Annotated in this window: 11 protein-coding genes; 3 read left to right on the forward strand and 8 right to left on the reverse strand. The window is 36.7% G+C overall.

The annotated features are described in order from the left end of the window. Positions 1 to 59 precede the first annotated feature (59 nt). Positions 60 to 806, forward strand: a complete 747-nt coding sequence (locus F3D3_RS01985; protein WP_069870738.1) for a hypothetical protein — start codon at positions 60 to 62, stop codon at positions 804 to 806. Positions 807 to 913: 107 nt separating this feature from the next. On the opposite strand, the gene F3D3_RS01990 is transcribed toward F3D3_RS01985, so the two are convergent. The 8 genes from F3D3_RS01990 to F3D3_RS02020 form a co-directional block, all read right to left on the reverse strand. Beyond that, the gene (locus F3D3_RS01990; RefSeq protein WP_069870740.1) at positions 914 to 4,045 is read right to left on the reverse strand and encodes an AAA family ATPase; all 3,132 of its coding nucleotides are present in this window, start codon (positions 4,043 to 4,045) and stop codon (positions 914 to 916) included. A gap of 1 nt (position 4,046) precedes the next feature. Continuing rightward, entirely contained in the window at positions 4,047 to 5,204 is a 1,158-nt protein-coding gene (locus F3D3_RS01995) for an exonuclease SbcCD subunit D (protein WP_069870741.1), read from the reverse strand. Between the two features lie 291 nt (positions 5,205 to 5,495). Continuing rightward, positions 5,496 to 5,984 (reverse strand): hypothetical protein, encoded by a 489-nt coding sequence (locus F3D3_RS02000; protein WP_069870743.1) that lies wholly within the window; start codon positions 5,982 to 5,984, stop codon positions 5,496 to 5,498. Next, on the reverse strand, positions 5,984 to 6,286 hold the full coding sequence (locus F3D3_RS02005) for a hypothetical protein (protein ID WP_069870745.1): 303 nt from the start codon (positions 6,284 to 6,286) through the stop codon (positions 5,984 to 5,986). Before F3D3_RS02005 ends, F3D3_RS02000 begins: the two co-directional genes overlap by 1 nt. Before the next feature lie 153 nt (positions 6,287 to 6,439). Then, positions 6,440 to 6,577, reverse strand: coding sequence for a cyclic lactone autoinducer peptide (locus F3D3_RS25090; RefSeq protein ID WP_084388764.1), 138 nt, complete (start codon positions 6,575 to 6,577; stop codon positions 6,440 to 6,442). Further along, positions 6,558 to 7,229, reverse strand: a complete 672-nt coding sequence (locus tag F3D3_RS02010; RefSeq protein WP_069870747.1) for an accessory gene regulator ArgB-like protein — start codon at positions 7,227 to 7,229, stop codon at positions 6,558 to 6,560. The genes F3D3_RS25090 and F3D3_RS02010 overlap by 20 nt, the downstream gene beginning before the upstream one ends. A gap of 83 nt (positions 7,230 to 7,312) precedes the next feature. Beyond that, positions 7,313 to 8,626 (reverse strand): sensor histidine kinase, encoded by a 1,314-nt coding sequence (locus F3D3_RS02015; protein WP_069870748.1) that lies wholly within the window; start codon positions 8,624 to 8,626, stop codon positions 7,313 to 7,315. 3 nt (positions 8,627 to 8,629) lie between these two features. Further along, the gene (locus F3D3_RS02020) at positions 8,630 to 9,349 is read right to left on the reverse strand and encodes a LytTR family DNA-binding domain-containing protein (protein ID WP_175438260.1); all 720 of its coding nucleotides are present in this window, start codon (positions 9,347 to 9,349) and stop codon (positions 8,630 to 8,632) included. Positions 9,350 to 9,515: 166 nt separating this feature from the next. On the opposite strand from F3D3_RS02020, the gene F3D3_RS02025 reads away from it, so the two are divergent. Both F3D3_RS02025 and F3D3_RS02030 read left to right on the forward strand, forming a co-directional pair. Then, complete coding sequence (locus F3D3_RS02025) at positions 9,516 to 10,754, forward strand: MerR family transcriptional regulator (protein ID WP_069870752.1); 1,239 nt, start codon at positions 9,516 to 9,518, stop codon at positions 10,752 to 10,754. A gap of 99 nt (positions 10,755 to 10,853) precedes the next feature. Then, complete coding sequence (locus tag F3D3_RS02030) at positions 10,854 to 12,113, forward strand: MFS transporter (protein WP_069870754.1); 1,260 nt, start codon at positions 10,854 to 10,856, stop codon at positions 12,111 to 12,113. Positions 12,114 to 12,581 lie beyond the last annotated feature (468 nt).

A 12,581-nucleotide genomic window follows, 5' to 3' on the forward strand; every position in this document is an offset into this window, starting at 1 on the left:
AAAGATTTTAAACACCTAATCCGATAACCTAAATACAGCATAAAAAAGGAGGTCCCACAATGATTAGTAATGTCAATAACTCAGTATCTGCCACGAAAACCTATCAAATATCTACGACCCGCAACAAATCCACTCTGAGTAATGCCATATCCCCTACATACTCAAACGATATTAGCACAACTTCAAATCCCATTAAAATCTCTATTGTTAAAGACAGTGATCTAGTAGCATTTAAATCACTTGAAAAAGAATTGAATACAACATTTTCGAAACCAGGTCTAGTTCGATTTGACTTAAAAGTGGGCATGCGTGCGGATGACCCCAATAAAGGGATCGGTGATATTCATGTTTATGACATCGGTGATCTCGGAGAAAAAATAGGTTTACCCCTTGCTTCAACAAAAATTGTTTCTCAAATTAACTCAGCTGGTGAACGTTCTTATCGGTGTAGCCTAAAAGGTGATAAAACCTGTGAAATAGTGCTATTCAATAACAAGCAGATTGATAAACCCTTAGATGCAACCACCCTAAAAAATGTCATTTTAAAAGCTATGGCACTACAGAATTCTGCCAATGACTGCAAAGAAGCTATTAAAGGTAGATGTCCTGGAACTTTTTCAAATTGGCTTTCATATGATCCAAATACCAAAACAGCAAATTTTAAAGAATTCAACGAAAGCAATGAAAAATCAATTTCTGAAATTTATATGCGTTATAATGGCTTTATTGAAACCGATAAACCCCAATCTGCTGCCTACTCTAAATATCAAGATGACCTATGGGAGATATTGAACAAAATATTGTAATTACATCTGTGGTTAGCGTATCAAAACAGGAGGTCCATGATAGGACCTCCTGTTTATGTGCATTATAGATTGAAAATTGAATGGTCTACTTGCCATCACTAGACCGTTTAAGCCAAAATCTGCGTATGCGACCCTTCAATCTGCTGAATCACCCGAAGTTGAGTCGGGATTCTCTCTTTGAGTTCTTGGACATGGGAGATAATCCCCACAAGGCGACTTTGATTGCTCAACGACATGAGTGATTCAATCGCTTTATCCAGAGAATCACTATCGAGGGTTCCAAAACCTTCATCGATAAACATCGTTTCCAAGCTAATCCCTCCCGAAAACCTTTGAACGATGTCAGAGAGACCAAGCGCTAAAGAAAGAGAAGCTTTAAAAGTTTCGCCACCCGATAGCGTTTTCACATGTCTAAGCTTGCCTGTATATTGATCCATAACCTCTATATCCAAACCACTCTGAACATTGCCTTTACTTTTCTCTCTTTTTCTTATGAGTTCAAATCTGCCCGTGGTCATCTTTTGAAGTCTCAAATTCGCTGCATTGAGAACATCTTCAAAATATTGAGAGAGCACAAAGTTTTCAAAGGAAAGTCTCTGTGCGTTCTGTCCTCTTGCCATTCTCGCCAGTTTACTCACATAGGCATACTTTGAGTCACTGTTTTCTAATGTCACCAGCAAATGCTCTATTTCAGATATCATCTTTCTATTCTGAGAAATACCTGAAAGCATTTGATTTAGGTCTTGTCTTTGCGATGTAATGGTGAATTCAATGGACTGAAGTGCCTCTTCTAATTTGTCTATATCTTGTTTGGGCTTATCTTTTAATAATGCATTCTGAACTTTTATCGTCTTTTCAAGGTCTAGCTTTTGACTATAAAAGACCTCTACCTGCTCTAAAAGGGGTTCCATTTGTATCCGGTTCATCTGGGCTTCTTGATACGTTTCCAGAGAATCAAATTCATGCTCAAATAAAGCTGTTTTAAATAAAAGTTCCGCATCTTCAAGTTTTTTCTCAGCAGCGTCTAACTCTTCACTTGCAAGCCTTTTTTGCTCTGAAAGCATGTTAAGTGTCTCACGATTTGTCGCATAAGCATCTGATATATTTTGAATTTTTGCAGAAAGTGCTTTTATGTCTTCTTCAAGCCGTTTGATTTCAGCCACTAGAGTTTGATATTCTAGAAATTGATTAGGAACCTTTAGAACAATCTGCTCTATCTTTGTTTTTAAACTTTCACGTTCCAGATAACATGTGCTGAGCTTCTTTTCCAATTCTTTTTGACGATTCATATGCACTTCAAGATTTTTCGCTTGAATCTCCTGCTGATTTAACAAGAGCGATGTTTCTTCCATATCCTTTTTATATCTATTTTCTTTTTCTGAAAGTGCTGTTTTAAAATTGCTTAATTTAGATTTAAATGCATTTTTCTGATCCAGAACGAGGTTCTCATCTAACAACTCTGAAAGCTGAACAGAAAGCTGCTGCCAAAGTTTACTGAGATTTAGCTGATCTTCATCCCTCTGTGACTTCATGGACTCCGCTTCAGCTTTTGTTTTTTCAAACTGATTCATTTGGCCTTCTAAAACCAGTCTTGACGCATCAAGATCTGCCTTAGAAATAACCTCCCCTTCAGAAGCTGGGTTGGGATGATCCTTGGAACCACAGACAGGGCAGGGCGTTTGATCTATTAAAGATTTGGCCAATAGCCCTGAGTAGCCTTTCATAAATTGTGTTTCCAATTGCTGCCATACTTCTCTTTCAGAGGCAACAGCGTCTGACTGAACGCTTATACACGCATTCAGTTTATCCAATGCTTTATCTTTTTCCTTTAATTGGCGTTCTCTGGTCATACAATCATTAAACGTAGATACGGCATGGTTTAAGGAGGTCTTTTGACCTGAAAGTGCAGCAAGTTTAACTTTACTTTCTTGTAACACAGCTAACTTACCCAACACTTCGATGTTTTTCTGTTTCACTTGTTCCACGCTCTTAACCGATTGTTCGTGTTCCATCACAAAAGAATCAATCTCATTTTGGAGTATGGTCAAGCGCTTTTGATATACATTTAAAGATTGCACCTCTTCACGGATCAATTTGAGTTTCATAAGTTCAGCCTGATTTTTGTCATGAGTTTCTTTTAAGGGCGGAATACCTTCATAAGCTTCTTTACTCAAATTATAGAGATCATCTTGACCTGAAAATTGCGCCACAATCTTCTCATGGGTACGTTTGCGTGCGTTAAATCCCTCTTGTTTTTCTATTCTATTTTGTGCTTCAGAACGCACCAATTCTGCTCTCTGGGCAGATTTTACCCGTATCTTGTTCGCTTCAACTTCGGGTTCACGTTCAAGATGTCTTGCGAGCCTTTCTTTGTTTTTTTCGAGCTCTTCAAGTTGAGTCTTTAGCTGTCTTTGATGCGCCACCTCAAGCTTTGTCTGATCTTGAAGTTGTACATCTTTTTCGATTTGTAATTTGAGCGTTTCGCACTGCTTTTCATCTGCATGAAAAACAGCGTTCACCACCTCAATCAGTTTTTTAAAATGTGGTACTACTGGATTTTCTATACACTGATCTCTCAAAATCACGTTTTCTTCGGTGAGGCTCAACTGCCCCGCTAACGCTTTAATCTGGGAACTGATTTCGAAATGTTGATTTTTAAGCACATCTTCTTCGAGTTTCATTTGATCCTGTATGCGTTCAAATAGGGCAGTTCCAAATAACTTTCTAAAAATCTCGGTTTTTTCCTTACTATCGCTTAAAATTAGGCGTCTAAACTCACCTTGAGGAATCATCATAATCTGTCTAAACTGTTCTGCATTGAGCCCAAAGAGATCATTAATTTTTTCGGTAACCTCTTTAATGCCCGATAATACAATACCTTCACCTTCAAGTTCTGCGTCTGCGGTCTGAACCGTTAAACCGTCCCCACTTAATTTAGGTCTCATTTGCTTAGGGATACGTCTCACAGTATAAATTTTTCCCTTGAGCATAAAGGTCAATGTTACAGAAGTCATTTGATCAGATCTTGCATGGTCACTTCTAAAACTGTCCCCATCTCTCTGATCTCCTGAAGATACACCGTATAAAGCATAGATCATAGCGTCGAATATGGTGGTTTTGCCCGCACCCGTTGGCCCAGTGATCAAAAAAATGCCCTTATCTTTAAATGTGTCAAAGTGAATGGTCTCTTGTTTTGAAAAAGGGCCAAAGGCTTCCATAATTAGTGTGATCGGTCTCATGTTACACGTCCCCCTTCATTGCATTTTCAACAACGGCTTGGACAAATGTCTTTTCCACCGCTTCAAGAGCATTACCTTCAATGACCGTATGAAACAGATCAAACAAGTTCACAGGATTTTTTTCACGACGCAAATCTTGGGTTTCCGTTAAACTTTGGGAGCTGCTTTCACTTTGTTTTTCCATGGATAAAATATTAGGATAGACACTTCTAAGCGTATTCATAGGGTCCATGAGTTCCCCGCGGTCTGTGAGAATCGCATGAATATAGTCTTCGTGATTAAATTCTGAAACTATTTCATCTGAAATAAGTTGACCTAATGGCCCCTTAATCACCCGCATATCTCGAATGGGTTTTAAGGGTACAAATTCGATTTGAGGCACGCTTCCAAATTCAAAATCGATTTTAACAACCCCTTTTTCAGCCTGATTTTCTGAAAAAGAGTACTTTAAAAGCGATCCTGAGTACCTTATTGTTTCCCGTCCAGACTTTTGAGGATTATGCAAATGCCCCAGTGCTACATAATCAAAATCTGAAAAATGACTAAATGAGATGGCATCTGTTCCACCTATATTGAGCGGTCTTTCAGAATCGCTTTCTTCTGGAGCCTCTGTTCCAATGACAAAGCCATGTGCCATAACCACATTTAGATGTTCAGGCTTCACTTGTGTTCTTATTTGATCGATAACAAAGGCCATTGCATCATCATTTGTTTTTAGGTCCGGATTATCAAACCGTTTTCTCGCTTCAAACGCCGTCATAAAAGGAATGACATGAAAATCTATATGCGCCCCTTGAGCGTCCTGTAGAGCAATCGTCTCATAACCAAGTTCTGTCTTGCCTACTATATAAAGGCCTTTTTTTCTCAACAATTGAGCCCCAAACGAGAGTCTTTCACTAGAATCATGGTTGCCACTGCTGATGATGACTTTTATATTCAGTTCTTCAATGACTTCCGAAAGAAAGCTATTCAGTAAAGTAACGGCTTCCACTGGTGGGATACTCCTATCGTATACATCCCCAGCAATCATTAAAACTTCAATTTCTTCGCGGATAAGGGTCTGTTTCAACTGCTTTAGAATATAGGCTTGGTCCTCTGTCATAAACACATTGTTGATCAGTTTACCGAGGTGCCAATCTGCCGAATGAATCATTTTCATCACATTTCGCCTCCTAGCACTATTATAGTGTTTATTGCAACAATAATAAACGCCTGAACCAGAAAAATATCCTCCACTTTGAGAAGTGGGGGGGCATCTCCTCAAGGGTTCAAAGCGTATACTCAGTCCGCTTCGCTACCTTCGTAACACTTGCACAATCCTATCTCCTCAAGGGTTATAATAAAAAAAGAGCCTCCAACCGCGTTTGGTAGGGGCACTGGGGAGGCTCAATGGGGTATAACAAAATATAGAATAATAGCGCATGAAATGATCTTCTCTATAGGCGTTTGTTCACCTGATTTGTTTTACTATATAATTCTTCAAAATTTGAAGAGACTCTTTGTTTAAAGATTTCATGACGATTACAGTTTCACTATTACGCCAAGCGCAATAGTTCACATCATGTATTTTAAATCTTATGTATGAGTTCCCATTTATATCAAAAGTCATCTTGATCACATTCTTTTGATTTAGGATATCATAAGCCTCTTGAGCTTTTTCAACCGAGTTGTATTTTGTAATACAAAGCTGCACCAAATCAGATTCTACTGAGAATTGACGCTCATAAGCTTCATGCTCAGCATATTGCTTGTACCCCTTATGTGCATCTGAAAGTACGACTTCAAACTCTTTTTGAGATTCCATAAATCTTGAAAAATCAAGAATTGAATTTGGCACACTGAAAGTTATACTTTCGTTTGAGAAAAAGAGGAATAATAGTAAAACGGAGAGCATTGCTACACTCATTTTAATGATATTTTTAATTACTTTCTTAAACATTAAGATTCTTCACCTTCCATTTCTTCTTTAATCGCAAACAGTAAAATCATCAAAATTGCGCCTATCAAAACCGAAAACAATGCAATAGGCATCGACTTATATCGGAAATAAATTGCAATAGGCTCTAACATCAACACAAATGTAAAGACACGAATAAGCATTTTTATTTGTCTAGCACCCTCAAAGAACAATATAACAGCATATGCAATAGATGCCACGATTGCATTTAAGACAAACACAAATGTGGGGGTATATAATTTCAGCCAGTAGATATCTATAATTAAACTGGCAATCAGCATCATTTTGAAAAGTTTATACAGATGTCTAATGGGAATTCACCTCCTAAATATTAAAATAAAAGGTTTAAAAAAATAGGATTTGAGTCAACAGGTTTGCTCAAAATCCCATTTTTTTAAATTGTCTAGGAGTTTATAAAAGTTAAGAAACCTACTAAATTAGTCGACTTCCTGTAAACATTTTGGTACCTCTGGTTGATGTGACCAAGCCATACAAGCTGAGTTCAAGTTAGCAAGTGCGAGACCAAAAATAGTTACCATAAAGATTTGATTCATTTTACTCAATAACATTTTCATAATTTTTCTCCCCTTTCTTGTATTTATAAAAGATTGGTATCATGGTGAGCATTTGAGCACCTATTGCTAAGCTCATCATTTTAAACCCATCTGTGAAACCGAATATATAAAGAGCAAAGCTTAATGCCATAACGCTAATCGTAAAATAAACTGTCTTCACCTTGCATCTTCGTTTTTGTTTTCTGCTCAAGGGTTTTGAAATTGAATCAAGCGGTGCCATCATGATGATCATCGCACTTGATAAAATGCCTAAAGCAAAATAGATAAAATGAGGTCCACTGTAATACGTCATTATGCCCACCGAAGCCAGTGCCAAAACACTTGTAGTAAGAAAGCACCCTACAAATGTCTTAGCGTGATGACCTCCAGCATTCATCCTCACCATAGCAAAAGTTATCAGGTAAATTGCCAAATGATCTAAACAATTAAAAATATAGCCGATCACTATAAATCCAATAATATCCAGTCCCGTTTCGATGAATAATAGCAATCCGTATTCAAACTTGGCTTGTTCAATCTCATTTTTAAGCTGCTTTTGAAAAAAGCTCACTCTAATTTGCTTTGCTAAAGCTTGGATCAAATAAATCACACCCCGATAAATGATATTTTTTTCCCGTGACGCTTTTCTTTTATCTCTTACGTCTGCCATCATTATATAAGGAATTGAACTAAAAAATCAATAGACCTGGCCTAATTGGAACGAATCGCGGCTTAATTGGAACAGCAAATGACAAATCACTCATTTTTGTCAACTAACATGCTACATTTAAGGATAAATTTGTCTTCCAATGCTTGAATCTCAAAGATCCCATTGTGCTTCTTAATAAGGGCTTCAATATTTCTAAGACCATAACCATGTAATGCTTTTTCTTTTTTTCGAGTTAAATAATGTCCCCCTTCTTTTTTGTAGTCTCCAGCGGAGGCATTTTCAATATAATAGTTGAGATAGCCCTTTCTCATAAATATTTTAACATCGATATAGGGTTTACCGACGACAGTTTGGCAAGCCTCAATGGCATTGTCCATGGAGTTGCTGATGATCATGGCGAGGCTGTATTCCAGTGCACTGAGATTATTGGGAACCATAACCTCTTTTTCAATTTCAATCCCTTGTTGCTTGGCTTCATTGATTTTTTGTTCTAGGATCAATTCAATGGCCGTCATGGACGTTTTTAAATTTTGATCCAGTACGGACTGATCGTCTATAAGCGCTTCAACATAGTTTAAAGCTTCATTTTTCTTGTCATGGTTGATCATCGTTCGTATCGCCTGAAAGTGATTTTTATAATCGTGCTGATTCCGGCGAACTTCATCCATAACACCCTTTAGTGCAATAATCTGATCATTTTGCTGATTAAGCGACAGTTCAACCATCTGTTTTTCGACTTCCATCTGTGTTGATTTATAAAACATATTACTGACAAAAAGTATCAAGATATTACATCCAGACATAACAAAACTTATGAATAGTACACTTTGATTTGCTTTTTCACTAATGATGTATCTTCTGTAAATATCCATAATAAAAAATGCTACAATGATATTCAACATTAACATTAGAATTAGAATTAACGATTGGTATCGCTTTCCAACACTCATATCAAGTTTTGTTGTTTTTAGCATATTGACAACTAAATAAGTCAATAATTTGCTGTTAATTACAAAGATAAATCGACTTGCACCAAGTGTTGCTAACTCCATTGGCGTAATTTTAAAGAATAAACCTATCATTACAATAAGAATAAAATCACATGCAATCAAAATGATATCTACCGTAATGATTGCCAGCATAATTCTTAAGAATTGCTTAGCGCCGTAACGCCACATACCAACCAAAGTCCAATATATAAACATGATTAGCATCACATAAATGGACCCTGTATCAAAGGCATGATTCAAATAAGACAAAATTTCACCGCCGACAATAACCACTATGAAATCGTCTATAAACCCTGTCTTTTTAATATGTGCAAATTGTTTCTTCAGAAAAATCAATACGATGAACATTTCAAAGAGATTTATGGCATTTTCAATGACTAACCACTCCATATACTACTCCCCCCAAATTCTTCTTTTTATAGCTTCCTGTACCTGCTCTACATTTGCTTTACTCACAGGAATCGGTATTTTCTGATCACCAATATACACAATATACCTTTCAAGCTTATAGATATGATCTATATTGACAATATAGCCTTGATGGCATTTTAAAAACATATCTTTCGATAAAGATTCATAAATCCCTTTTATGGATTCTCTACCTTCATATCGCCCGTTTACAGTATGGAAAGTTGATTTCTTACCGGCCTTTTCAATATAGATGATATCCGATTGCTTGATTAATGTTTGTTTGCCATTTACTTTGATAGCGACCGTCTTGAACATATGATTTTCGATAAAAGTCTGCTCTTCAATTTTATTTTTTAAGAAATTTAAAATTTCATAAAATTTATAGGATTGAACCGGTTTTATGAGATATTTAACCGCTTCCACTTGGAAGGCATCTATGGCGTAAGAGGCATAACTGGTAATAAAGACAACCAATCCCTCCGGATTGCAATTTCTATAAAATTTGGCAAGATCAATGCCACTTCTTTCATCAATATCAATGTCAAAAATAGCAGCATCTAGCGATTTCGTTTGTATTATACGAATGGCTTCCTCAGAAGACATCGCGGCAAAAACAGTCAATGGCCACTCTTTAAATTCAGAGGTTATAGCCACCATGCCCTCTAAAATGGTTTTTTCATCATCACATATCAATAAATTCATGTTTAACCCCTCAATTCTATCTATTCTACTAAAGTTTTTGATCATAAATGACCTTATTTGAGCCCATCATTCTTTTATTATAATGATAACATATTCGTCCATTTGTTTGTGCAAAAAACCATTTGTAGGTATACTATATCTAAGACCGTTAAGCAAAGGAGTTTTTATGAAAATCGGCAAATTTGCATCTAAGAACAACGTGACCATTGATACGATCAGGCATTATATGACCCTTGATTTGATCGTCCCTGAAATGAATGGTTCACAATACGATTTTGATGAAAGATGTCAAACCGATCTATCCGAAATCCTTCATTTTAAAAGTATTGGTTTCTCCTTACAAGAAATTCAAACCCTTTTAATCTTCAAACGCATTGGACGCCTCACCGGTTATGAAAAAAGCCTTTACTACCAATCCTTTTTCAAGCAAAAAATGAACGCGATAAACGAAAATATGGCTCAACTTGAAATCATGAAAGACAAATTGACCCATGCGATGAAGCGTGTGGAGGCCACTTTAGAAAAACCCGAACACCATTCTGTTTTTGGAATACCCTTCTCTTTTCTATCTCAAATTGCTTGTTATAAATGTAAATCCACTATGATTATGAGCGAAGGCACTGTTATCGACCAAAGACTTGTGAAAGGTTTATTGACGTGCACCTGTGGGACTCAGTATACTATAGAAGAGGGTATTTTGATCGTGAATTCTGAGGATTTAATCTCAACGCATACGGATGAAACCCGTGCCTCTTTCTATGTTGAATATTACATTATACACACGGATTATGAATATCTCAACAATTTATATAAAAGTTTTGAATGGGCCTATAAAAACATTCCTTTTAAAGTCTATGAAAATAAGACACTTTTGGAGCTTGGCATTGGTCATGGTTTCTTTCTTAGGTATTTTTATGATACCATCCATAGTTCTAACCGCTACATCGCTGTCGATCATGATATCAGCAGATTAAAGTGGCTCAGAAACAGTCTCATCAGTAATCCTACGACTTTTGATCTCCTGCTCATTGCATGTGATTTTAAAAAGATCCCCCTGCATAACAACGCCGTAGACGTCTTGTTGGACATCTCAGGTTCAACAAATTATGCTTTTGATCATCCCGAATTCTTACTTTCAGAGTTATCTCAGCTCTACAATAAAGAATGCGATTTGATTGGCAGTTATTTACTTTTTAAGAATTTTAGTAAAAACTCTAGAATAGAACCTTTCTTAAGAGATCATTTTAAACTTAAACCGGTCTGCGAGCAAATCAGCAAGCTCAAATTCGAAGAGAAATTATCTTACATGTCAAACGTCGTTACTCGAGGCGGCAAGTTCGAAGACTTCTTCGTAGAAGGTGAAAATATATTTAGTTTTATCTGTTATGGCAAACGGTGGGGATAACCCCACCGTTTGTTCTATTTATCCACAAATTATTCATTATTGAGGGGTTGATGTAGGCTTAACACCATCCAGTATACTGATTACAAGGGAGGTGTTTATATGTTATCTAATTCATCAAAAAATGTCGATTCACGAAATTTGATTTTATTTATCACGGGCAAAGGCGTTTCTGTTTTTGGTTCTTCTATTTACACATTTGCGATCAGTTTATATGTCCTCAAAATCACAGGCTCTGCTTTTAATTTTGCCACGACTTTGTTACTGGGTATTCTACCCATGATACTATTCGCGCCCTTTGCAGGGATTATGACCGATCGGTTTTCTAAAAAAGCCCTTATTGTCTGCTCAGATAGTTTAAACGGCTTATTGTTTTTATCACTTTTCATCTTGAGTATTAACAAGTCTCTATCCGTTACAGCCATCTATTTTACAACTGTTTTGCTCGCCATCTTCTCTACACTTTTTATGGTCAGTATGGAAGCTGCTAAACCAGCACTTGTTTCTCCAGAAAAACGATTGAGAATCAATGCCATTAGTAAAATAATCGATTCGCTTTCTGCTATTTTGGGGCCTATTTTAGGAGGCATTGCCTTTGCTCTATTTGATATCCGCTTCTTTATTTTAATCAATGCATTATCGTTTTTATTTTCAGCCGGCAGTGAGCTCTTTTTAAAATTCAAGCCGAGTATGCCTCTAGAGGCAAAGGCTAAAAAAGTATCTCCTTGGGTTGAGCTCAAAGAAGGCATTCAATATCTGAATGCCTCTGGAGAAATCAAAAAACTCACCAGTGTGTTTATTTTTATCAATTTCTTTCTCGGCTTCTCGATTCAAGTCCCTTTGCCTTATATCATCAATACAGTACTGATGCTCTCACCAAAATGGTTTGGCCTTATCAACAGTGCTTTTCCTGTTGGCCTTATTACGGGATCTCTCCTTGTTGAAAAAATCATGGCCAAATTTGATTACAACAAGATCCTCATGAGCATGGTTTTAATTATGGCCATTTGTTCTATTTTAATTGGCATACCGCTACTTTTATCGTGGCCTTCCACTGGTATTGGTGTGCTCTATGGCTTAATTATGTTCACTTTTGGCATTACCATTGCACTTATCGATATCCCCATTATGTATATCCTCCAAGATATCGTCCCAGAATACATTCTAGGTAGAATCCTAAGTTTGGTCTCTAGCCTTGTTAAGCTCTTTTTACCACTTGGTCTGATTTTATCAGGACTTTTATTACAAAGCCTATCTGCCTACGCCTTACCGATTTTGGGCGGCATCCTTGCACTCTTATACAGTTTTGGTTATCACTATTTTGTCACCATTAGAAAGCCCTGTTCGAACACCATCTCTTGATTAACCACTACTCACTTACACAAGGGCGAAAGGGTCATTATCTGGATGTATTTGGCATTGAAAACAGATTTTTGATAACCATTTAGAAAAAACACCTCTACTTATTTCAACGATGGAACGAGTGGTTGGACGAAAAATAATTTTGTCCCCCTACTACTTAAGGCAATTTTTCGGCACCCCTACAAAATTTTTATTCTCATATATTTCAACGATGAGAAGTACAGTTGAGCGGAAAAATTTGCAACAAAAAAGATACCTTCATAAACTTCCACGTTTATAAGGGCATCTGCACACCTTGGATATTAAATTTTGCACAAAATAAAATCACACAGAAGATAAGTCTGATTAATTTTGTAGCTATTGCATAGCTACTTTTTCAAAATGAATCGGCACTTTTCCGTTCTAAAAGACACGATTAATTGCAATATGACAAAAAAGTTGCCTATTCAATAGGCAACTTTTTTGATG

Source organism: Fusibacter sp. 3D3 (assembly GCF_001748365.1).
In the GTDB taxonomy this organism is placed as follows: Bacteria; Bacillota; Clostridia; order Peptostreptococcales; family Acidaminobacteraceae; genus Fusibacter_A.

Coding starts and splice junctions, on each gene's coding strand:
- F3D3_RS01985 (WP_069870738.1), top strand. CDS start 60: ATGATTAGTAATGTCAATAACTCAGTATCTGCCACGAAAACCTATCAA.
- F3D3_RS01990 (WP_069870740.1), bottom strand. CDS start 4,045: ATGAGACCGATCACACTAATTATGGAAGCCTTTGGCCCTTTTTCAAAA.
- F3D3_RS01995 (WP_069870741.1), bottom strand. CDS start 5,204: ATGAAAATGATTCATTCGGCAGATTGGCACCTCGGTAAACTGATCAAC.
- F3D3_RS02000 (WP_069870743.1), bottom strand. CDS start 5,984: ATGTTTAAGAAAGTAATTAAAAATATCATTAAAATGAGTGTAGCAATG.
- F3D3_RS02005 (WP_069870745.1), bottom strand. CDS start 6,286: ATGATGCTGATTGCCAGTTTAATTATAGATATCTACTGGCTGAAATTA.
- F3D3_RS25090 (WP_084388764.1), bottom strand. CDS start 6,577: ATGAAAATGTTATTGAGTAAAATGAATCAAATCTTTATGGTAACTATT.
- F3D3_RS02010 (WP_069870747.1), bottom strand. CDS start 7,229: ATGATGGCAGACGTAAGAGATAAAAGAAAAGCGTCACGGGAAAAAAAT.
- F3D3_RS02015 (WP_069870748.1), bottom strand. CDS start 8,626: ATGGAGTGGTTAGTCATTGAAAATGCCATAAATCTCTTTGAAATGTTC.
- F3D3_RS02020 (WP_175438260.1), bottom strand. CDS start 9,349: ATGAATTTATTGATATGTGATGATGAAAAAACCATTTTAGAGGGCATG.
- F3D3_RS02025 (WP_069870752.1), top strand. CDS start 9,516: ATGAAAATCGGCAAATTTGCATCTAAGAACAACGTGACCATTGATACG.
- F3D3_RS02030 (WP_069870754.1), top strand. CDS start 10,854: ATGTTATCTAATTCATCAAAAAATGTCGATTCACGAAATTTGATTTTA.